At 73.7% G+C, this 20,685-nt stretch carries 22 protein-coding genes; 11 read left to right on the plus strand and 11 right to left on the minus strand.

All coding sequences use genetic code 11. The annotated features are described in order from the left end of the window. Window positions 1–295 precede the first annotated feature (295 nt). Both VGI02_RS09830 and VGI02_RS09835 read left to right on the plus strand, forming a co-directional pair. Window positions 296–1,552 carry an MFS transporter gene (locus VGI02_RS09830; RefSeq protein WP_331627147.1) on the plus strand — a complete coding sequence of 419 codons (1,257 nt, stop codon included), beginning with the start codon at window positions 296–298 and terminating at the stop codon, window positions 1,550–1,552. Further along, on the plus strand, window positions 1,549–2,103 hold the full coding sequence (locus VGI02_RS09835) for a DUF2771 family protein (protein WP_331627148.1): 555 nt from the start codon (window positions 1,549–1,551) through the stop codon (window positions 2,101–2,103). Before VGI02_RS09830 ends, VGI02_RS09835 begins: the two co-directional genes overlap by 4 nt. Before the next feature lie 39 nt (window positions 2,104–2,142). On the opposite strand, the gene VGI02_RS09840 is transcribed toward VGI02_RS09835, so the two are convergent. Then, on the minus strand, window positions 2,143–2,529 hold the full coding sequence (locus VGI02_RS09840) for a cold-shock protein (protein WP_331627174.1): 387 nt from the start codon (window positions 2,527–2,529) through the stop codon (window positions 2,143–2,145). Between the two features lie 108 nt (window positions 2,530–2,637). After that, window positions 2,638–4,290, minus strand: coding sequence for an AMP-binding protein (locus VGI02_RS09845; protein ID WP_331627149.1), 1,653 nt, complete (start codon window positions 4,288–4,290; stop codon window positions 2,638–2,640). Between the two features lie 110 nt (window positions 4,291–4,400). Here VGI02_RS09845 and VGI02_RS09850 point away from each other — a divergent pair, with 110 nt between their 5' ends. After that, a complete protein-coding gene (locus tag VGI02_RS09850; RefSeq protein ID WP_331627150.1) occupies window positions 4,401–5,633 on the plus strand; it encodes an AMP nucleosidase in 1,233 nt (410 codons plus the stop codon). Between the two features lie 436 nt (window positions 5,634–6,069). Next, window positions 6,070–6,465, plus strand: a complete 396-nt coding sequence (locus VGI02_RS09855; RefSeq protein ID WP_331627151.1) for a helix-turn-helix domain-containing protein — start codon at window positions 6,070–6,072, stop codon at window positions 6,463–6,465. A 31-nt stretch (window positions 6,466–6,496) separates the two neighbouring features. On the opposite strand, the gene VGI02_RS09860 is transcribed toward VGI02_RS09855, so the two are convergent. The 6 genes from VGI02_RS09860 to VGI02_RS09885 form a co-directional block, all read right to left on the minus strand. Beyond that, a complete protein-coding gene (locus VGI02_RS09860; protein ID WP_331627152.1) occupies window positions 6,497–7,084 on the minus strand; it encodes a ClpP family protease in 588 nt (195 codons plus the stop codon). Further along, window positions 7,084–7,707: a ClpP family protease gene (locus VGI02_RS09865; protein ID WP_331627153.1), complete on the minus strand. Its 624-nt coding sequence runs from the start codon at window positions 7,705–7,707 to the stop codon at window positions 7,084–7,086. The genes VGI02_RS09860 and VGI02_RS09865 overlap by 1 nt, the downstream gene beginning before the upstream one ends. 97 nt (window positions 7,708–7,804) lie before the next feature. After that, window positions 7,805–8,893 (minus strand): sulfate/molybdate ABC transporter ATP-binding protein, encoded by a 1,089-nt coding sequence (locus VGI02_RS09870; protein ID WP_331627154.1) that lies wholly within the window; start codon window positions 8,891–8,893, stop codon window positions 7,805–7,807. Further along, window positions 8,890–9,663, minus strand: a complete 774-nt coding sequence (locus VGI02_RS09875) for an ABC transporter permease (RefSeq protein ID WP_331627155.1) — start codon at window positions 9,661–9,663, stop codon at window positions 8,890–8,892. The genes VGI02_RS09870 and VGI02_RS09875 overlap by 4 nt, the downstream gene beginning before the upstream one ends. Before the next feature lie 49 nt (window positions 9,664–9,712). After that, complete coding sequence (gene modA, locus VGI02_RS09880) at window positions 9,713–10,531, minus strand: molybdate ABC transporter substrate-binding protein (protein ID WP_331627156.1); 819 nt, start codon at window positions 10,529–10,531, stop codon at window positions 9,713–9,715. Continuing rightward, window positions 10,528–10,932, minus strand: a complete 405-nt coding sequence (locus VGI02_RS09885) for a TOBE domain-containing protein (protein WP_331627157.1) — start codon at window positions 10,930–10,932, stop codon at window positions 10,528–10,530. The genes modA and VGI02_RS09885 overlap by 4 nt, the downstream gene beginning before the upstream one ends. Window positions 10,933–11,069: 137 nt before the next feature. Between VGI02_RS09885 and VGI02_RS09890 the strand changes: the two genes are divergently transcribed. Further along, window positions 11,070–12,275, plus strand: coding sequence for an acyl-CoA dehydrogenase family protein (locus VGI02_RS09890; RefSeq protein WP_331627158.1), 1,206 nt, complete (start codon window positions 11,070–11,072; stop codon window positions 12,273–12,275). 15 nt (window positions 12,276–12,290) lie between these two features. On the opposite strand, the gene VGI02_RS09895 is transcribed toward VGI02_RS09890, so the two are convergent. After that, complete coding sequence (locus tag VGI02_RS09895; protein ID WP_331627159.1) at window positions 12,291–12,953, minus strand: helix-turn-helix transcriptional regulator; 663 nt, start codon at window positions 12,951–12,953, stop codon at window positions 12,291–12,293. Between the two features lie 230 nt (window positions 12,954–13,183). Here VGI02_RS09895 and VGI02_RS09900 point away from each other — a divergent pair, with 230 nt between their 5' ends. Then, window positions 13,184–14,419 carry a DUF8814 domain-containing protein gene (locus VGI02_RS09900; RefSeq protein ID WP_331627160.1) on the plus strand — a complete coding sequence of 412 codons (1,236 nt, stop codon included), beginning with the start codon at window positions 13,184–13,186 and terminating at the stop codon, window positions 14,417–14,419. Beyond that, window positions 14,403–16,112, plus strand: coding sequence for a polysaccharide lyase family 20 protein (locus VGI02_RS09905; RefSeq protein WP_331627161.1), 1,710 nt, complete (start codon window positions 14,403–14,405; stop codon window positions 16,110–16,112). Before VGI02_RS09900 ends, VGI02_RS09905 begins: the two co-directional genes overlap by 17 nt. Here VGI02_RS09905 and VGI02_RS09910 read toward each other — a convergent pair. Further along, complete coding sequence (locus VGI02_RS09910) at window positions 16,070–17,113, minus strand: efflux RND transporter periplasmic adaptor subunit (RefSeq protein WP_331627162.1); 1,044 nt, start codon at window positions 17,111–17,113, stop codon at window positions 16,070–16,072. The genes VGI02_RS09905 and VGI02_RS09910 overlap by 43 nt on opposite strands. Before the next feature lie 261 nt (window positions 17,114–17,374). Between VGI02_RS09910 and moaA the strand changes: the two genes are divergently transcribed. From moaA to VGI02_RS09925, 3 genes are all read left to right on the plus strand, one after another. Then, window positions 17,375–18,463 (plus strand): GTP 3',8-cyclase MoaA, encoded by a 1,089-nt coding sequence (moaA, locus tag VGI02_RS09915; protein WP_331627163.1) that lies wholly within the window; start codon window positions 17,375–17,377, stop codon window positions 18,461–18,463. 5 nt (window positions 18,464–18,468) lie between these two features. Next, on the plus strand, window positions 18,469–18,789 hold the full coding sequence (locus tag VGI02_RS09920) for a MoaD/ThiS family protein (RefSeq protein WP_331627164.1): 321 nt from the start codon (window positions 18,469–18,471) through the stop codon (window positions 18,787–18,789). A 139-nt stretch (window positions 18,790–18,928) separates the two neighbouring features. Further along, window positions 18,929–19,408, plus strand: coding sequence for a methylated-DNA--[protein]-cysteine S-methyltransferase (locus tag VGI02_RS09925; RefSeq protein WP_331627165.1), 480 nt, complete (start codon window positions 18,929–18,931; stop codon window positions 19,406–19,408). A 77-nt stretch (window positions 19,409–19,485) separates the two neighbouring features. Here the strand turns inward: VGI02_RS09925 and VGI02_RS09930 are convergent, their stop codons facing one another. After that, a complete protein-coding gene (locus VGI02_RS09930) occupies window positions 19,486–20,397 on the minus strand; it encodes a DNA-3-methyladenine glycosylase family protein (RefSeq protein WP_331627166.1) in 912 nt (303 codons plus the stop codon). Window positions 20,398–20,416: 19 nt separating this feature from the next. Between VGI02_RS09930 and VGI02_RS09935 the strand changes: the two genes are divergently transcribed. Then, window positions 20,417–20,685, plus strand: a 269-nt coding sequence (locus tag VGI02_RS09935; protein WP_331627167.1) for a VOC family protein, incomplete at its 3' end; no start/stop codon positions are given.

Consider the following 20,685-nt stretch of genomic DNA (forward strand, 5'->3'; position numbering starts at 1 on the left):
CCCCTCCGCCGCGCCGATGGGCGACGATGAGGCGGTGACCCGCTCCGACCAGCCAGGCGATCCCGGGCGTCCGGGGTGGTCGGCGGGTCGCCGGAGGCGTGACGATCCGCGGGACCAGCGGGGGAGTGAAAGTCGAAAACCTGACACTCGACGTCTGGAACGCGACTTTTCTGACACTCCCGAGCCGCCCCCGACCCGCCGCTTCGCCGGCCAGGACCCCGGCGACCAGGGCCCGAGGAAGATCACCGTCACCCGGGTCGCGGCGTGGCGGACGCGGAACCTCACCCGGGCAGGCGTGCGCGCCTTCCACCGCGCGGCCTCGGCCGACGGCGCCGACCGTTCCGGGCTCACCGCGCTGACCTACGCGTGGATGGCGAACTACGCCTCCGACGCCACCCTCGCCGTCGCCCTCGCGAACACCCTGTTCTTCTCGGCCGCGAGCGCCGAGTCCAAGGACAAGGTCGCGCTCTACCTGCTCATCACCGTCGCGCCGTTCGCGCTGATCGCGCCGGTGGTGGGCCCGCTGCTCGACCGCATCCAGCGCGGCCGTCGCCTCGCCCTCGCGCTCTCGACGGCGGGCCAGGGCGTGCTCGCCGTCGTGCTCGCCCTGTTCATGGACACGTGGGCGCTCTATCCGGCCGCGCTCGGGATCATGGTGCTGTCCAAGTCGTTCGGGGTGCTCAAGGCGGCCGTCACCCCCCGGGTGCTGCCACCCGGCATCACCCTGGTCACGACGAACTCGCGCCTCACCGTCTTCGGGCTGATCGCGTCGGGGGTCTTCGGCGGGATCGGCGCGGGGATCTCGTACTTCTCCGGCTCGGCGGGCGCCGCCTGGCTGACCGCGGTGATCTGCGGGGTCGGGGTGTGGCTGTGCCTGCGGATCCCGTCGTGGGTGGAGGTCACCGAGGGCGAGACGGAGACCGTCCTCATCCCGCGGCCGGGCGCGGACGGGAAGATCCCCAGGGTCGGGATGAGCGCGCACGTGATCACCGCGCTGTGGGCCAACGGCTCGATCCGAGCCCTCACCGGCTTCCTCACGCTGTTCGCGGCGTTCGTCGTCAAGCACCAGACCGAGGGCACCCCGGGCCGCCAGCTGCTGCTGCTCGGCATCGTCGGTGCCGCCGCGGGTGCGGGCGGGTTCCTCGGCAACGCCCTCGGCGCGCGGCGGCGCTTCGACAAGCCCGACGCCCTGCTCGTCACCGGCCTGTGCGCGAGCCTCGCGGCGACGGTGGTCGCCGCGGTCGTCGTCGGCCTGGCGACGGCGGCGGTCGTCGCCCTCGTCGGCGCGACGGCGTCCGCGCTGCTCAAGGTGTGCCTCGACGCCGTCGTCCAGCGCGACATGCCCGAGGCGGCGCGCGCGTCGGCGTTCGGGCGCTCCGAGACGATCCTGCAGCTCTCCTGGGTGTTCGGCGGCGCGCTCGGGGTGCTGCTGCCCCCGACGTGGTGGATCGGGTTCACCGTGATCAGCGCCGTGCTGGCGGTCGGTACCGTGCAGACCGTGCTCACCACGCGCGGCCGTTCGCTGATCCCCCGCAGGCGGGCCTCGTCGTGACCGCCTCCGACCAGGAGTCCCGGCCGGTGTCCCGCGGTGGCGTGCTCGCCCGGTTGCGGGCCGTGCCGCGGTGGGTGTGGATCGCGGTCGCCGCGGTCGTCGTGGTGGTGGCCGCGACCGTCACGGCGCTCGTCCTGACCTCGGGGCCGGACTCCCCCGGCGACGTCACGTTCGCCGCGAACGGTCAGTCGCTGTCCGCGCAGCCGACGGTCTACTGCGACGTCATGGTGACCGACTGCGAGAACGAGCCGACCGACGTCGTCGCGCTCCCGCTGCCGCCCGGAGCCTCGGTGGACATCACCGTCCCGGACACCGTGCTCGCCACGCCGTGGCAGGTGGCGTTCACCTACCTCGACGAGAACGGCACCCAGCAGAGCGGGCGCAGCCAGGTGTTCGCCCCGAAGGCCCGCGGCCAGTTCCATCTCGCGCTGCCGGACCCGCGCTGGCGTCTGCAGCGCGTCGAGGTCCAGCAGTTCGGGGCGAGCGAGACCCTCACGCCCCAGGGGAGCCTGTTCTCGACGCGCTCCACCTGGGTGCTCGTGAACGGCTGACCGACCGGGCCGGCGCCGTCGGGCGCCGACCCGGGGGCATCAGCCCTCCAGCTCGCGCGCGACGGCCCGGACGACCTCGGCGAGGCGCTTGGTGTTGCGGCGGTCGGGGTAGCGGCCACGGCGGAGGTCGGGCTGCACCTTCACCTCGAGCAGCTTGATCATGTCGTCGATGAGCCCGTGGAGCTCGTCGGGCGAGCGGCGCTTGGCCTCGGCCACCGAGGGCAGCGGGTCGACCAGGCGGACCTGCAGGGCCTGCGGGCCGCGACGACCCTCGGCGATCCCGAACTCGACGCGCTGACCGGACTTCAGCGCCTCCACCTCACCCGGGAGCGCACCCTTGGGGACGTACACGTCGCCCCCGTCCTCCTGGGAGAGGAACCCGAAGCCCTTCTCGGCGTCGTACCACTTGACCTTGCCGGTCGGCACCGTGCTCACCTGTTCTCTCGTCGACGAGAACGCGCCCCGGCGAGGTGCCGGAGCGCGTCGCGCCATCGTATCCCCGTCGGGGCGGCGTGAGCCCCGGGTGATCACCGCTCAGGCGGTCGGGCTGACGTTCCCCAGGCCGAGCAGCTCGACCGCCTCGGACCGCATCTCGACCTTGCGGACCTTGCCCGTCACGGTCATCGGGAACTCCTCGACCACACGGACGTAGCGCGGGATCTTGTAGTGGGCGAGCTTGCCGGAGGCGAACTCCCGCACCGCCTCGGCGGAGAGCTCCGCGACGCCGTCGCGCAGCCGCACCCAGGCCATGAGCTCCTCGCCGTAGCGCTCGTCCGGCACGCCGATGACCTGCGCGTCCAGGATGTCCGGGTGGGTGTAGAGGAACTCCTCGATCTCCCGCGGGTACACGTTCTCCCCGCCCCGGATGACCATGTCCTTGATCCGGCCGGTGATGTTGACGTAGCCCTCGTCGTCCATCACCCCGAGGTCTCCGGTGTGCATCCAGCGCGCCCGGTCGATCACCTCGGCGGTCTTCTCCGGCTGCTCCCAGTAGCCGAGCATCACCGAGTAACCGCGGGTGCAGAGCTCACCCGGGGTGCCGCGCGGGACCGTCAGTCCGGTCTCCGGGTCGACGATCTTCGACTCGAGGTGGGGCAACGTGCGTCCGACGGTCGAGACCCGGCGGTCCAGCGAGTCGTCGGCGCGGGTCTGGGTGGACACCGGCGAGGTCTCGGTCATGCCGTAGCAGATCGTCACCTCGGTCATCCCGAAGCGCTCGACGACCTGCTTCATGACCTCCACCGGACACGGCGAGCCGGCCATGATCCCGGTGCGCAGCGGGGCGAGGTCGTAGGAGTCGGCGTCGGGCAGGGACAGCTCGGCGATGAACATCGTCGGGACGCCGTAGAGGCTGGTGCACCGCTCCTCGGCGCAGGCCTCGAGGGTGAGCTTCGGGTCGAACCCCGGCGCGGGGATGACCATCGTCGCCCCGGAGCTGCTGCACGCGAGGTTGCCCATGACCATGCCGAAGCAGTGGTAGAAGGGCACCGGGATGCACACCCGGTCGGCCTCGGTATAGCCGCACAGCCGGCCAACGAAGTACCCGTTGTTCAGGATGTTGTGGTGGGACAGCGTGGCGCCCTTGGGGAAGCCGGTGGTCCCGCTCGTGTACTGGATGTTGATCGCGTCGTCGGCGGAGAGCTGATCCTGCCTGCTCCGCACCCGTCCCAGGTCCCCGTCGTGGACGAACAGCGACGCCCACTGTTCGGTGTCGGTGATGACCACCCGCTCGAGCCCCGGGCAGTTCGGCCGCACGGTCTCGATCATCTCGGCGTACATCGAGGTCTTGAAGCTGCGCGCCGCGACCAGCATCCGGACCCCGGCCTGGTTGACCACGAACTCCAGCTCGTGGGTGCGGTAGGCCGGGTTGACGTTGACGAGGATCGCGCCGACCTTCGCCGCGGCGTACTGCAGCAGCGTCCACTGCGCGCAGTTCGGCGCCCAGATCCCGACGCGGTCGCCCTTCTCGATGCCGAGGTCGAGCAACCCGACCGCCAGCGCGTCGACCTCGGTGACGAACTCGGCCCACGTGTAGCGCAGACCCTGCGCGCGGTCGACGAGCGCCTCGCCGTCGGGGACGCGGGCGGCCGTGCGATCGAGGTTGTCGCCGATGGTGTCCCCGAGCAGGGGCTCGTCGGAGAACCCCGAGGCGTACGAGGGCAGGGACGGGACGGCGGGGGCGGTCACCGGTGCGGCCTCCAGACGTGAGGATCGTGGTCTCGCTCACTATGCCTTCGCGCGCGGCTCTCGCGCATCCCTCTGCGACCGCTCGGACGGGGCTGGCACGATCGTCTCCCGTGACGGCCACCGATTCCTCGGCCACGACCTCCTCCGGCACGACGTCCGCGACGACGAGCGCGAGCGTCGACGGCGCGTCCCTCGCCACCGGCGACGTCGACGCGGCCGCCGACGGCCTCGTCGACACCCTCGCGGCGATCGACGACGACGGCTGGTACTCGACGATCGAGGTCGTGCGGCCCTGGTCGACGGTGAACCCGCGGCTGACCGGGGAGTTCTCCCGCACCCACGCCATCCGGCGCTACCTGCACCGGGAGCTGGAGGCGCTGCTGCGCGCCGGCGCCCGGGTGACGGCACGCCCCGCCCGCCCCGCGCTCGGGTTCGACGACCCGTCGTTCTTCGCCGCCCTCGACGAGGACCGCGTCGACGCGCGCTCCAAGAAGCTCTTCCTGTTCGGCCCGGAGCGGATGGGGCTCTCGGTCGACCGGCTCGGCCACTACACCGGTACTCCCGCCGAGACCTTCCAGCGCCACGTGCTCTTCACCAACTACGCCATGCACGTGGAGGCGTTCCTCGAGCGCTACCCGGACGCGATCGGCCCGGAGCGTGGCGGCGTGCAGATGCCCGCCTACCACCACGTGACCGACGACGGCGACGGCGTCTCGCTGGTCAACATCGGTGTCGGGCCGGCGAACGCGAAGACGGCCACCGACCACGTGGCGGTCCTGCGGCCCGACACCATGATCATGATCGGTCACTGCGGCGGCCTGCGGAACCACCAGCAGAAGGGTGACTTCGTCCTGGCCACCGGCTACCAGCGCTTCGACCACGTGCTCGACGAGGTCCTGCCCCTCAACGTCCCGGTGATCCCCAACCACCGGCTCAACATGTTCCTGCTGGACGCCCTGGAAACCGCCGGGGCGGAGTACCGGATCGGCACCGTGCACACCACGGACAACCGCAACTGGGAGCTCAACCAGCGCACCACGCTCGCCGCGATGCAGGCCTCGCGCAGCGTCGCGGTGGACATGGAGTCGGCGACGATCGCCGCGAACGGCTTCCGCTACCGGGTCCCGAACGCGACGCTGCTCTGCGTCTCGGACAAGCCGCTCCACGGGTCGCCCAAGCTCTCGGCCGGCGCCCAGCAGTTCTACGAGACCTCCAAGCGCCAGCACCTCGGGATCGCCCTGTCCGCAGTGGAACGGGTGCGCCAGGAGCACGCGGAGGGCCTGCCGAGCCAGGAGATCCGCTCGGTCGACGAGCCGCTGTTCGGGGGGCCGTCGGACACCTGAGCGGTCACGTCCCGCCCACGGGGGACGGTCGGCCCGGCTCCGCGGCGGGACGCGCTGATGGCCGGGCACTGCGCGGCGCGCGGCGCGCGAGGTGGGCGATGCCGGTGGCGACGGTGCTGCTGGTCGCCGCGGCGGGGTTCGTCCGGCTCTGGAGCCGCCGGCTCTGACGCGGCGGAAGATCACCGGGTACGTATCGGCTCGCCGAGGCCCGGGGAGCCCGACTGGTACCCGATGATCACTCCGGGATCGAGTGGGTCCAGCGCGAGGGGAGGATCCGATCGCTCTACGGGGACGAGGCCTCCCCTCGTGCCGGGCCGGGCCGGGCCGGGCCGGACCGGGCCGGGCCGGGCCAGCGGGGCGGGCCAGCGGGGCGGGCGGCCGTTCGCCCGCGGCGGAATCCGGCCGCAGGAGCGCCGAGACCTCCTAGCCTCCCGACATGGGCGAGGTCATATCTCTCGAGAGCCGCCGTCGGAGCGCCGTGCCGCCGGAGGCCGGGCCGCCGGACGCCGTGCCCCGGCGCACGAGCCCGGAACCGTGGCCGGCCTCCCCCGCGCCCGGCCCGACGGAACCGTTGTGGCGGGAGGTCGTGGGCCGACGGCTCCGCGACCTGCGGCGGGCGCGCGGCGAGCGCCTCGCCGACACCGCCGCGCGGGCGGGCATGTCCCCGCAGTACCTCTCCGAGCTCGAGCGGGGCCGCAAGGATCCGTCGAGCGAGATCCTCGCGGCCGCCGCCGGAGCGCTCGGGGTCCCGCTGCGGGAGATCGTCCGGCTGGCGCACGCCGACCTCGCCCGCGGTGCGGGGTCCCGGGGCTCCGTGAGGCTCGCCGCCTGACCGAACCCCCGCCCCTACCTACCGGCCCGACCTACCGGGCCTCGATCACCTGGTCGACGATCCCGTAGTCCCGGGCCGCGGCGGCCGTGAGGACGAGGTCGCGGTCGGTGTCGTGGCGCAGGGTGTGAGTGTCCCGGCCGGTGTGCTTCGCGAGGATCGTCTCCATCTCGGCCCGCACGCGCACCACCTCGTCGGCCGCGAGAATGAGGTCGGGGATCGCACCGCGGCCCTGGGCCGCCGGCTGGTGGAGCACCACGCGGGTGTGCGGCAGGGCCGAGCGTCGACCCGGCGCGCCCGCCGCGAGCAGCACCGCGCCCGCCGCCACGGCCTGGCCCACGCATGTGGTGGCGACCGGGGCGCGGACGTACTGCATGGTGTCGTAGACCGCGAGCATCGCCGCGATGTCGCCACCCTCGCAGTTCACGTACATCGAGATCTCCTGCTCCGGGGCGTCCGCCTCCAGGTGGAGCAGCTGGGCGATGAGGGCGTTGGCCACGCCCGCGTCGATCCCGGTGCCGAGGTAGACGATGCGCTCGGAGAGCAGGTGGGAGTACACGTCGACGACGCGCTCACCGCGCGAGTCCCGGGTGACGACGTTCGGGATCGTGTAGCTGCTCATCAGGCCGCCGCCCCCGACCCGACAGCCATGCCGACGCGGAGCCGGCGCACCGGCATCACCTGGTCGAACGAGGCGACGATCCCGTCGACGAACCCGTAGTCGCGGGCCTGCTCGGGGGTGAACCACCGGTCGTGCAGGGAATCCTCGAAGACGCGGTCGGGTGGCTGGCCGGTGTCGGAGGCGATGAGGCCGAGCACGGTGTCGCGGGTGTGCCGGAGGTCGTTGGCCTGCACCTCCACCTCGACGGCCGATCCTCCGATGCCGGACGACCCCTGGTGCATCAGGATCTTGGCGTGCGGGAGGGAGTACCGCTTCCCGGGCGTGCCCGCCGAGAGCAGGAACTGGCCGGCGCTGCACGCCAGGCCCAGCGCGAGCGTCGACACGTCGCACGGCACGAGCCGCATGACGTCCCGGATGGCCAACATCGCCGGCACCGACCCGCCGGGTGAGTGGATCCACAGCGCGACGTCCGCCGAGTCGTTCTCCGCGGCGAGGGTCAGCAGGTGACCGGTCAGGGCGGTGCCGTTGTCGTCGTCGAGGGCGCCGTCGAGGACGAGCACCCGGTGGCGGAGCAGGTTGGCTCGCAGCTCCGGGGAGAAGCTGCTGGGCGTCGATTCGGTCATGGCCCCACCGTCGCGGCGGGGAGAACCCGGTCGCCACGATCTCCGCTGCGGGCAGCGCGGATCCGCTCCCAGCAGCGCGGGAAGGGCGCCGGCCCCGTCAGCGCCCCGCCGGATGCACCGTCACCTCGGCCGCCTTGACGGCGAACCAGACCTCGTCGCCGGGCTCCACCCCCAGCTCGGCGACGGCGGCCGGGGTGACGTCCGCGGCGAGTCCCTCCACCCAGTCGGGGCCGTCGGCCGACGGAGCCGCGCGCAGCCGGACCAGTTCACCGTGCGGCTCCATCGCGGCGAGCCGGACCGCCAGCGCGGTGCGCGGGGAGCCACCCGGATCAGCCCGGAACACCGCCACCGAAGCCGGGGCGAACAGCGCGACCGCATGCTCGCCGTGGTCGAGCGGCTCCGGATGGGTGCCGGCGACGACGGTGCCCTCGGCGGTCTCCAGCCCGTCGGCGCAGGACACTCCGGGAACGAGGTCGAGGCCCGCGATGCGCGCCGCGAACGCCGAGCGCGGCCGGGCGAGGACGTCGGTGGTGGTCCCGGACTCGACGACGCGGCCCCCGTCGAGCACGAGAATCCGGTTCGCGACGACGACCGCGTCGAGGACGTCGTGGGTGACCATGAGCGTCGTGACCCCGGTCGCGCGCACCACCCGGCGCAGCAGCGAGCGGATCGCCGGGGTGGCGTCGACGTCGAGGGCGGCGAAGGGCTCGTCGAGCAGCAGGAGCTCGGGGCCGCAGGCCAGCGCGCGGGCGATCGCGACCCGCTGGGCCTGGCCGCCGGAGAGCTGCGCAGGCCGGCGGTCCGCGAGCGCGGACGCGTCGACCTCGGCGAGCCAGCGCTCGGCCGTCGCGCGGGCCTCTCGCCGGCCCGCGCCCGTGGAGCGGGGGCCGAACGCGACGTTGTCGATCGCGGACAGGTGTGGGAACAGCAGTGCCTGCTGGCTGAGCAGCCCGACCCTGCGGCGATGCACCGGGATCGACGCGGTGGGCGAGGCGAGCGTGCGGTCACCGAGCACGATCTCGCCGCGGGTGGGGCGGTACAGCCCGGCGAGCACCCCGAGGAGGGTCGACTTGCCCGCCCCGTTCGAGCCGAGGACCCCGACGACCTCCCCGCTGGACACCGCGAGCGACACGTCCAGCTCGAACGAGCCGCGCACGACGGCGACGTCGGCCGACAGGGCGCTCACTGCACGTCCCGGGTGCGGCTCACGATGATCACGACGATGGCCACCACCACGAGTACGAGGGACATCGCGACGGCACCGTCGATGTCGTCCTGGGACTGCAGGTAGATGAGCAGGGGCAGCGTGCGCGTGGTGCCCTGGAGGGAACCGGCGAAGGTGATCGTCGCGCCGAACTCACCCAGAGCGCGGGCGAAGGCCAGCACGCTGCCGGAGAGCAGACCGGGCATGACGACGGGGACCGTCACCCGCCACAGTGTGGTCAGCGGCGAGGCCCCGAGAGTGGCCGCAACCGCCTCGTACCGCTCCCCCGCGGTGCGCAGCGACCCCTCGAGGGACACCACGAGGAACGGCATCGCGACGAAGGTCTGGGCCAGCACCACGGCCGTCGTCGAGAACGGCACGGTGATGTCGAAGCGCTCGTAGAGGAAGGCTCCGACGGGGCCGGTCCGCCCGAGCAGGAAGAGCAGGGTGAGGCCGCCGACCACCGGAGGGAGCACCAACGGCAGGAGCACCACCGAGCGGATGAACGGCAGCCCCGGCAGCTGCGAGCGGGCGAGGACGACCGCGAGCGGCCCGCCGAAGACCAGACAGCACACCATCGTCGCCAGCCCGGTCTTCAGCGAGAGCCACAGAGCGGCCAGCGCCGCGTCGGAGGTGACCAGGGCGAAGAAGTTCGACAGGTCCACCCGGACGATGAGCCCCACGACGGGAACGGCCACCAGCAGCCACGCCAGGACCGCGGGCACCCACAGGACGCGGGGGACGCGGCTCACGCGCCCCCCGCCGTCCCGTCGACCCGGTCGAACCGCCCCCTCGCGGCGATCACTTCGTGGTGAAGCCCGCCTGCTGGAGTGCCGCCTTGCCCTGCGGGCCGGTCACGAAGCTCACCCAGGACTGCGCGAGCTGGGCGTTCTGGCTGCCGGTGACCACGCCGATCGGGTAGGACTGCGTGACGCCCTGGGCGGTCGCCTGCGGGAAGTCGACACCGGTGACCTTGCCGGAGGCGCTCTTCACGTCGGTGACGTAGACCAGCCCGCCGTCGGCGTTGCCGGTCTCGACCCGGGTGAGCACGCCCTTGACGTCCTGCTCCTCGCTGACGGGCTTCAGCGTCACGTTCGCGGCCTTCTCGGCGGCCACGGCCGCCGCCCCGCAGGGCACCGCGGGGGCGCAGACCACGGAGGTGACGCCCGGCTTGTTCAGGTCGGCCAGCTGTGCGACCTGCTTGGGGTTGTTCGGCGCGACCGCGATCTGCAGCTTGTTGGTCGCGTAGATGACGGGCTCACCCTGGATCTTGCCGGCCGCCACGGCGGTCTGCATCGTCTTCGAGCTGGCGGTGGCGAGCACGTCGGCGGGCGCGCCCTGCACGACCTGCTGGGCGAGCTGGTCCGAGCCGCCGAAGTTGAACTTGACCGTCGCCCCGGGGTTCGCGGCCTGGAACTGCTGCGCGAGGCCCTGGTAGACCTCGGTGAGCGACGCCGCCGCGGAGACGGTGAGCGTCTGCGGCGGCGGGGCCTGGGCCGAGGGCTGGCCCGACGAGCCCGAGCCGCCGCAGGCGGCGAGGGCCAGACCGAGCAGGGCGGCCAGGGCAGCGAGGAGGACGGCGCCGCGGCGCGCCGTCCGGGGAGAACGCTGCGTGCTCACGCGGTACCTCCGGGGGTCTCGACGATGATGTGAGTGGCCTTCACGACGGCGACCGCGAGCGAGCCCACCTCGAGGGCGAGCTCGTTCACCGCCTCGGTGCTCATGAGCGAGACGACCCGGTGGGGACCGCACTGGATCTCCACCTGGGACATGACCTTGTCGCTCTGGATGTCCGTGACGAGACCGACGAACCGATTGCGTGCGGATCGTCCGATTCCCGATGGGTCCGGCGTGGCGTGGGCCTGGGCACGCGCGAACGACGCCAGGTCTGCGCCGGCGATGACCTTCCGGCCGCTGCTGTCGGCCTCGACCGGTAGCGCTCCGCCGTCGGTCCAGCGACGCACCGTGTCGTCGCTGACACCGAGCAGGCGGGCGGCCTCGGCGATCCGGAACTGCGTCACGGCGACGGAGTGTAGAGGCGCACATGCGGTTGCGCTGCGATGATCGGTCAGGAATTTCGCCAGGGTGGGCCGGGCGGCGACCTGGCGTGATCATGAGCGCTCTCGCGATCCCCGGCGGCCGGTGGGAGAGTCCGGGCGTGGACTTCGCACCCAGCGCCGTGGCCGATGACTACACGAAGCGCATGCGCGCCTTCCTCGACGAGTCGATCCTGCCTGCGGAAGCGGAGTACGACGCCTGGCGCGAGGAGCGCCGCGGAACGCCCGCCGAGCACGACCTGCCGCCGGTGGTCGAGACGCTCAAGGCCGAGGCCCGCGAGCGCGGTCTGTGGAACCTGTTCCTGCCGGCCGAGTCGGGCCTGTCGAACCTCGAGTACGCCGCCGTCGCCGAGGTCACCGGGTGGTCGCCGGTCATCGCGCCCGAGGCGATCAACTGCCAGGCGCCCGACACCGGGAACATGGAGACGCTGCACCTGTTCGGGACCGCCGAGCAGAAGCAGGACTGGCTGGCGCCGCTGCTCGCCGGTGAGATCCGCTCCGCGTTCGCGATGACCGAGCCCGCCGTCGCCTCGTCGGACGCCACCAACATCACGACCTCGGTCCGCCGCGATGGCGACGACTACGTCATCAACGGCCGCAAGTGGTGGATCTCCGGCGCGTCCGACCCGCGCTGCGCGATCTTCATCGTCATGGGCAAGACCGACCCGGAGGCCTCGGCGCACCGTCAGCAGTCGATGATCCTGGTCCCGCGCGACGCCCCGGGCCTCACGATCACCCGGCCGCTGCCGGTGTTCGGCTACCAGGACCAGCACGGGCACTGCGAGATCGAGCTCGACGACGTGCGCGTGCCCGCGTCCAACCTGGTCGGCGAGGAGGGCGGCGGCTTCGCGATCGCCCAGGCCCGCCTCGGCCCCGGGCGCATCCACCACTGCATGCGGCTGATCGGGATGGCCGAGCGCGCCCTCGACGCGATGGTGCGCCGGGCGAACGACCGGGTCGCGTTCGGCAAGCCGCTGGCCGCCCAGGGCGTCGTCCAGGCGCAGATCGCCGAGAGCCGGATCGAGATCGAGCAGGCCCGGCTGCTGGTGCTCAAGACCGCCTACCTCATCGACGAGGTGGGCGCGCGCGGCGCGGCGACCGAGATCGCGGCGATCAAGGTGATCTGCCCGCGGATGGCGTGCGCCGTGATCGACCGCGCCATCCAGGTCCACGGCGGGGGCGGGGTGTCCGACGACTTCCCGCTGGCCTCCGCCTACGCCTGGGCGCGCGCGCTGCGCCTGGCCGACGGACCGGACGAGGTGCACCTGCGCTCCGTCGCCCGCCAGGAGATCAAGGCCCGCTCCTGACCCCGCCCGCGCCGTCTACCTGGCGCGGATGAACAGCCCCGCGGCCCAGGCCCGGCCGACCGCCTCCGCGCGGTCGGCCGCGCCGAGCTTGCGGAAGAGCCGGGCGGCGTGGGTCTTCACCGTCTGACCCGACAGATAGAGCCTGCGCCCGATGTCCGCGTTGGTGAGCCCGCGCCCGACGCCGATCAGCACCTGGACCTCGCGCACCGAGAGACCGAGGGCCTGCTGCACGGAGAGATCCACCCGCACCTCGACCGATCGCGACTCCTCCCCCGGCCCGGCGGACGTCAACGGGAGCAGGTCCTCGCCCGCCGATGACTCGCCCGCCACCTGGACGAGGGTCCGGACCAGCGCGCGTGGCGCCTCCCAACGCAGGAAGCCGACCGCCCCGGCGGCCAGGGCGGCGGCGACCGACCCGGCGTCCTCGGTGGCACCGGCGAGCAGCACGGCCGTCGTCGGGGACACCTCCCGGATGCGCCGGACCATGTCCGCCGCGTCCCCGGTCCGCGAGACCCCGAGGACGACGAGCTCCGTCGGCCCCTCCCCCGCCCGGGCGAGCAGGTCGTCGTCGTCGGCCGTCGTGACGATCTCGTCCACGTCCGCGTGGGCCCGCAGCAACAGCTCCAGCCGGTGCCGCGCCTGTTCCCGCGGGTCGTGCACCACGCACGTCCTGCCCATCGGTCCCCCTCGCCCGCCCCCGAGCTCCAACTGGAACATGTACCGCGTCACTCGTCCGAGCGCACGGCCAGGGACCCGAACGCCGGTCAAGCTCACGACATCGGTGTAATTCACCCACCTGGGTCTCACTCACACGCGTCACGCGCGTTTCGGTTGACCACGGCGCGCGATGATCCTTTGCTGCTCTCCGGACGGCCCACAGCAGCGCGGGCTCCGGACCAGGAGCGGTGATGGCGAGTCGGAACGGATCCCGACGACGGGTCCGCTGGGCACGAGCGACGGCGGTGGTCGTCCTGGCCCTCGGCGCCGCGACCCTGCCGGGCGGCGCGGCATGGGCGATCGCGGGCAGCGAGTCGTGGGCCGCGGAGCTCTCGGTAGGCGGCGGTGACGACGCGAACGTGGCCGCGCATGACGGCGCGATCCGGTTGGCGAGCACCTCGCCGCGCACGACCTCGACCGGCCCGGCACCGGCGGAGGGCGAGCTGCTCCTGCCGCCCCGCCGGGTCGCCGCCGTGACCGACCGGGTGGCGGCGGACGCGACCGCCGACCGGCCGGCGGGCTCGGACGTCGTCGTCGCGGTGCGCGGGCTGCGCAGCGACGGGTCCTGGAGCCAGTGGACGACCGCGACGGCGTCGGCGCCCGCCCTGCTCCCCGAGGCCACGCTCCAGGTGCAGATCCGGGTCACGCTCGTCGCCGGGACCGGCGGGGTGTCCCCGTCGCTGCGCCGGCTCTGGCTCACCGCCGACCGCGCGCCCGCCTCGAGCACACCGCCCGCGTCGACGGTCGCCCTCACCGCCCGCGTGTTCGCGACCCGCGTGGGCCTCGTCGGCAACCGCACGGCCAACGGGCACCGGGTGGTGGCGGACGACCGCTTCGTGGCGCTGCCGTCGCGGCGCGGGCTCGCCCCGGACGGCACCGGTGACTACACCGCGCAGGTCTGCACGGATGCCGGCCGCTGCTCCTGGGCGCCGGTCTGGGACCTCGGCCCGTGGAACACCCGCGACGACTACTGGTCGACGCCGGCGACCCGCGAGAACTTCGCCGACCTGCCGCGCGGCGTGCCCGAGGCCCAGGCCGCGGTCACCGACGCTTACGCCGGCGGGCGCGACGGCTCCGGGCGCAGGGTCACCAACCCCGCGGGCATCGACCTGGCCGACGGCACCTTCACCGATGACCTGGGGCTGCGTGACAACTCCTGGGTCCAGGTCACCTACCTCTGGACCGGCACCGGCCGCTCCGGCACCGCGCGCGGGGACGACCCGATCACGGTGCGGGCGTCCGCCGCGTCCGGAGGCCGCGACGTCGGGGTGGTGGCACCGCACTCCCGTGTCCCGGTGCAGTGCGCGACCTCGGCGCCGGTACCTGCCGGTCGCGCCGGCGCGAGCCCGAACGGCTGGCTGCGCATCGGCCCCGACCGCTACGTCCCCGCCGACGCCCTGGAGGCCCGCGATGTCCCGACGTGCTGAGCGCGACGAGGCCGCGTGCCCCCGATGCGCGCTGCGCCGCGGCGGGGTCGCCGCGGCTCTGACCGTGAGCCTGCTGATGGGCGGCGTCGGCACTGCGCTCGCCGTGGTCACCCCGGCCGCGCCGCGGCCCGTGCCGGCGACCAGCACCGCCTCCCTCGGCGAATCCTGGGCGGCCGAGCTGGCGCTCGACGGCGGCGACGACTCCGGGCTCGTGCTCTCCGACGGCGGGGTCCGCCTGAGCGCCGCGGGCACGCCGGGACGCCCGGCCGAGGGTGTCCTGACCCTGGCCCCGCGCCGGCTCGCCGCGCCCACGTCCGGACTGGCGGAAGCGCTCACGGCCGACCTCCCGCCCGGGACCGGGGTCGACGTGCAGGCCCGTGGGCTCGACCGCCGGGGCGTCTGGGGCGACTGGCTCCCGGTGCGTGGTGGCTCCCCGGCGCGCTTCGGGTCTCCCACCGTCGACGTCCAGGTCCGGCTCCTCCTGCACGGCGCGGCGAACGGGGCCACCCCTGTCGTCCGGGAGGTCTGGCTCTCGGCGCTGGGGGTGACCCCGACGACGAAGCCCGCTCCGACGACGACCACCACCACCACCACCAGGCCCACGACCACCACCAAGCCGACGACCACCACACCCACGACCACCACCAAGCCGACGACCACCACGCCCACGACCACCACCAAGCCGACGACCACGAAGCCCACGACCACCACGCCCACGACCACCACGCCGTCGACCACCACGCCGGCCACGCCGACGACGAAGCCCGGCCCGCCCACGCGGCCCACACGCCCCACGCCGCCGGGCCCACCGAAGCCGACGACGACGACCACGCCACCCCTCGTCGCGGTGCCGCCGGTCGCGATCCCGCCCGTCGCGATCCCGCCCGTCGCGATCCCGCCCGTGGTGGTCCCGCAGATCGTGCCCGCCGCGGCGACGGTGACGCCGACGACCACGACACCCACCACCACCACCACCACCACCACCACCACGAGCCCCGCCGCCGGCGGGATCGTCGTGCCCCCGGTGGCGGCGCTCTGGGACGCGGCGATCGCCACGACCGGCCTGACGGGGTTCAAGGACACCCCGTACAACGTCACCGGGAGCTCCAGCGTCACCGTCGTCGACGCTCCGACGAAGGCGATCCGCTTCACCGTCCCGGCCGGCTCGCAGCGTGCCGAGATCGAACCGGACGTCGGCCACTTCACCGAGGGCGAGACCCGCTACTTCCGGGTCACGTACGTGCTGCCCCCGTCGTTCCCGACCGACCCGCAGGGTTTCCAGCTCGCCACCCAGTGGAAGAACGACGGGGACGGGTCGCCCCCGCTGGAGCTGCGCGTCGAGAGGGGCCGGTTCGTCCTCGGCGGCGGCTACGCCCGGCCGGGCGGGTCGGCGCTGTTCTCGACCGACATCGCGCCGGTGGTCACGGGGCGGGCCGTCGACATCGTCGCCGGGATCCGGTTCTCGTCCGACCCCGCCAAGGGCCGGGTGGACGTCTGGATCGACGGGCAGCAGAAGCTCACGGACTACCGGCCGCCGGGCGGCACGCTGTACCCGGGGCAGTCGAGCTACTGGAAGGTCGGGCTCTACCGGGACACCGCGAACACCACCTCGGCGACCGCCGACCTCACCGGGGCCGCGCTCGGGAACACCTACGACGCGGTGCGTGGATCGTCGGACACGACCACGAGCTGACCCGCCACCACCCCGTCGAGGATCTCCACGCCCTCCCGGCCGACGAGACCCACGGTCACGGCACGCGGGCGTTCCCCGTCGGGTCCGCTGACGAGCACGGTGCGCCCGTCGGGGGCCAGCGCCGCGGCGGGCACGACGAGGACGTCGGTGCGCTGGGCGAGGACCACGGTCGCGTCGGCGGGCTGACCGATCCTCGCCGTCGGCGGGAGCATGGCGTCCACGGCGACCGTGTAGCGCCCGTCGGGGCCGGGTGCCGGCGCGACGTCGGCGACCTGGCCCGCGGTGGGCGGCCCGCCGTCCACGGCGACCGTCGCCGGCTGCCCGGCCGCCATCCCGGCCACGTCACGTGGACCGATCCCGGTCCGGACGACGAGCGTCGTGAGGTCGGCGATCCGCACGGCGGGCGGGGAGGTGGCGGTGATCCGGTCGCCGGGGTGGGCGGCCACCGCGGTGACGGTGCCGTCCTGGGTCGCGCGCAGCACCGTGGCGTCGAGTGCCCCGTCGGCCTCGGTGACGCCCGCCCGGTCGGTCGCGATCGCGGCGTCGAGCCGGGCGAGCGCGACGGGGTCGGGCACCGGGACCGCGCCCGCCGCGTCCCGCGCGCGACGGTCCGCCTCGAGCGTCGCGGCGGCGGCCGCGACGCGCGCCCGAGCAGTTCCGTCGTCGAGGGTGGCGAGGACGTCCCCGGTGCGCACCGGCGTCCCGACCGCGACGTCGACGGCCGCGACGGTGCCGTCGGCCGCGAAGCCCGCGTCCGAGGCCGTGGCGCTCACGACGGAGCCCGGTGCGGAGACCTCCGCGGTGACCGTGCCGCGCACCACCGGCACGGTGGTCTGCGGGGCGAAGGGCGCGTCGCCGCCGAGCAGCAGCAGCCCGGCCACGGCCGCGAGCACGACCAGGAGGAGCCCCGCCACCACCGGGCGACGACGCCTGCGCCTGCGGGGCCGCCGTCGGGGAGGGGCCGCCGGACTGACGACCGTGGCGGCCCCGGCGGAAGACACGACAGAACGGTAGTGACCTCGGTGTCCGACGCCCCGGAGGCGGGAACCCCTCGGCGTGTCACCCGGACGTGCGACGACGACACCGAACCGGGAGCAGGCTCGCGACGCAGCCGCTCGACCTGCCCGATCGCAGGGTCCTCGGCATTCGCTCCCCGCACGTGCGTACGAGGCGCCGACTGCGTTCCGCATCTGCGGATCATCGCTGCGACCTGCGGAGATACGCCTCACGCAGCCGCGCGCGACGCGGTTATCGTGGCGGTGATGACCATCCTCGACCTCGGCGTCCCGTCCGTGCCCACCCCCGGCGCGGACCGTGTCGACACCTCGGGCCGGCCGGGCGACGACCGCCTGGTCGACAGTTTCGGCCGCGTCGCGACTGATCTGCGTGTCTCGCTGACCGACCGCTGCAATCTGCGCTGCACCTACTGCATGCCCGCGGAGGGCCTGGAGTGGATGCCGACCGAGGAGGCCCTCACCGACGACGAGGTGATCCGGCTCGTCCGGATCGCCGTCGAGCGGCTGGGGGTCCGCGAGATCCGGTTCACCGGCGGGGAGCCCCTGCTGCGTCGCGGCCTCGAGGACATCGTCGCGGCGACCGCCGCGCTGCCGCAGCGTCCCGAGACGTCGGTGACCACCAACGCGCTCGGCCTCGTGAAGCGCGCCCGCGGGCTCGCCACGGCGGGCCTGGACCGCGTGAACGTCTCGCTGGACACCCTGCGCCCGGAGCGCTTCGCCGAGATCACCCGACGCGACCGCCTGGGCGACGTGCTCGCCGGGCTGGCCGCCGCCCGCGACGCGGGCCTGACCCCGGTGAAGATCAACACCGTGCTGATGCCGGGCCTGAACGACGACGAGGCCCCGGACCTCCTGGCCTGGGCGCTCGCCGAGGGCTTCGAACTGCGGATCATCGAGCAGATGCCGCTGGACGCCGGTCACTCCTGGCAGCGCGACCGGATGGTCACCGCCGAGCAGATCCTCGGTTCGCTGCGCGAGCACTTCGCCCTCACCCCGGACCCCGCCGAGCGTGGCGGCGCCCCGGCGGAGCGGTTCCTCGTCGACGGGTACCTCCGTCCCGACGGCGGCCCGGCCCGGGTCGGGATCATCGCGTCCGTGACCCGCCCGTTCTGCGGGAACTGCGACCGGACCCGCCTCACCGCGGACGGCCAGGTCCGGACCTGCCTGTTCGCCCGCACCGAGAACGACCTCCGCGGCCTGCTGCGCGGCGACGGCACCGACGACGAGGTCGCCGACGCCTGGCGCGTCGCGATGTGGGGCAAGAAGGCAGGCCACGGGATCGACGACCCGGGCTTCCTGCAGCCCGACCGTCCGATGAGCGCGATCGGCGGATGAACCGGATGGGAGCCAGCACCGTGACCCGTTCCCTCGTCGACCCCGTCGTCGATCCCGATACGGGTTCCGCCGACCTCACCGCCACCGTGCGCTACTTCGCCGGCGCGAAGGCCGCGGCAGGCACGTCGGCCGAGACCGTGACGCTGCCGGCGGGCACCACCGTCGCCGACCTCGTCGCGGCCGTGGCCGCCGATCACGGCGAGGCTCTCGTCCGTGTCCTGGGCGCGTGCAGCCTGTTGCTCGACGGTCTCGCGGTCCACGATCGCGACCAGGCGCTGCCCGACGGCGCGACCGTCGACGTGCTCCCGCCGTTCGCGGGCGGCTGACCCTCCGCCCTGCGCGGTCCCCTGTTGGCTGACGTTCAACGGGCACGCATCAGGCCGTGCAGCGCGACCGAGCCCGATGAGTACCCGATGATCTCGGCGGAACTGCCACGGATCGGCTCGCCGTGGTGTTCTCAGGAGCATGACCGTCACGCACGAGACCCGCATCGGGACGCTGTACCTGGAGGCCTCCGAGGTCGGGCTGACCCTGCTCGGCTTCTCGCCGCCCGAGGAGCCCGGCACCTCCCCCGGCGCCGCAGGCGAGAAGATCCTCGCGGCCGCCTGTGAGGAGCTGGACGCCTACCTCGACGGAACCCTGCGGAAGTTCACCGTCCCCGTCGACCTCTCGGGCCGCAGCGCCGGGCACCGGCGGGTCCTCGACGGCCTCGCGCCGGTCGGCTGGGGCGAGACGATCACCTACGGAGAGCTGGCGACGTCGGTCGGACTGCCCGTCTCGGAGTCCCGGCGCGTGGGCGGGGCCATGGCCACCAACCCGGTGGCGATCGTCGTGCCGTGTCACCGGGTCGTCGGGTCCGACGGCTCGCTCACCGGCTACGCGGGCGGGATCGAGCGCAAGCGCACCCTGCTCGACCTGGAGGCCGCGGACCGGATGCTGTTCTAGCCGGGCCGGATGTCAGAAAAGTCGCGTTCCTGACACTGGACGTCAGTTTTCGGCCGTTGATCACGCCGGCGTGGTGTTCACCCGGGCATGGTGTTCACCGCGTGGTCGAGGGCCGACCACAGGTACTGCGTCGCGTACGCGCGGTAGGGCCGCCAGGCCTCGGCACGGGCGACGAGATCGCGGTCCCGTTCGGGCAGCCCCAGCGAGCGGGCCGCCACCCGGACCCCGAGATCGGCGGGCAGGAACGCGTCGGGATCACCGAGCGCCCGCATGGCGACCGAGTCGACCGTCCAGGGCCCGATCCCGCGCAGCGCACCCAGTTCGCGGCGCGCGGTGGCGAGGTCCGCGTGGAGGTCGACGGTGCCGTCGGCCAACGCCGCGACCAGCCCGTGCAGGGTGCGCTTGCGGCTCGCGGGCATCCCCAGCTCGTCGTCGGTGAGTGCGGTGAGCTGGTGCGCCGACGGGAAGATGTGCGTCAGCGACGACCCGCCGGGCGCCGGGCCGGGCAACGGCGTCCCATGCCCTCGGACGAGCCGGGCGGCATGGGTCCGGGCGGCCGCCGTCGAGACCTGCTGACCGAGCACGGCGCGCACCGCGAACTCGTCCGGATCCGGGTTACCGGGGACCCGACGGCCCGGTGCGGCGTCGACCAGCGGGGCCATGACCTCGTCACCGCGCAGCACCGCGTCGAACGCGGCCGGGTCGGCGTCCAGGTCGAGGATGCGACGGGCAAGACCCGCCGCCTCGTCCTCATCGGCGGGATCGGCCAGGTGCAGGACCGCGGTCACCACCGTGCCCGACGGCGGGGGCAGCACGACGATCCCCGGGCCCCCGGCCAGCGCGAGGGTGCGCCGGTAGGCCCCGTCGTGCCACTCCTCGACGCCCGGCACGGCGGTCGCCACGAGGTGCCCGTAGAGGTTCTCGGGATTCAGCGGCGGGGTGAAGGTCAGCTCGCGTGTCCGATGGATCCATGACGCGGGCCCCGACACGGCCCTAGCGTGCCACGGCATGGGTACCCCTTCGCCGCAGCCGGCCTTCGTCGGGATCGTCGTCGCGGACATGACCGCCTCGCTCGCCTTCTACCGCGCGCTGGGGCTCGAGGTCCCCGACGGCGCCGAGTCGCAGCCGCACGTCAACCTCCCGTTCGGCCCGCTGGTCCTGGCCCTCGACACCGAGGACACGATCCGCTCGTTCGACCCGGACTTCACGCCGCCGACCGGCGACGGCCGGGTCGCGATCGCCTTCGAGTGCGGAACGCCCGGCGACGTCGACGCGAC

The organism is Actinomycetospora sp., from assembly GCF_036497245.1.
GTDB lineage: Bacteria > Actinomycetota > Actinomycetes > Mycobacteriales > Pseudonocardiaceae > Actinomycetospora.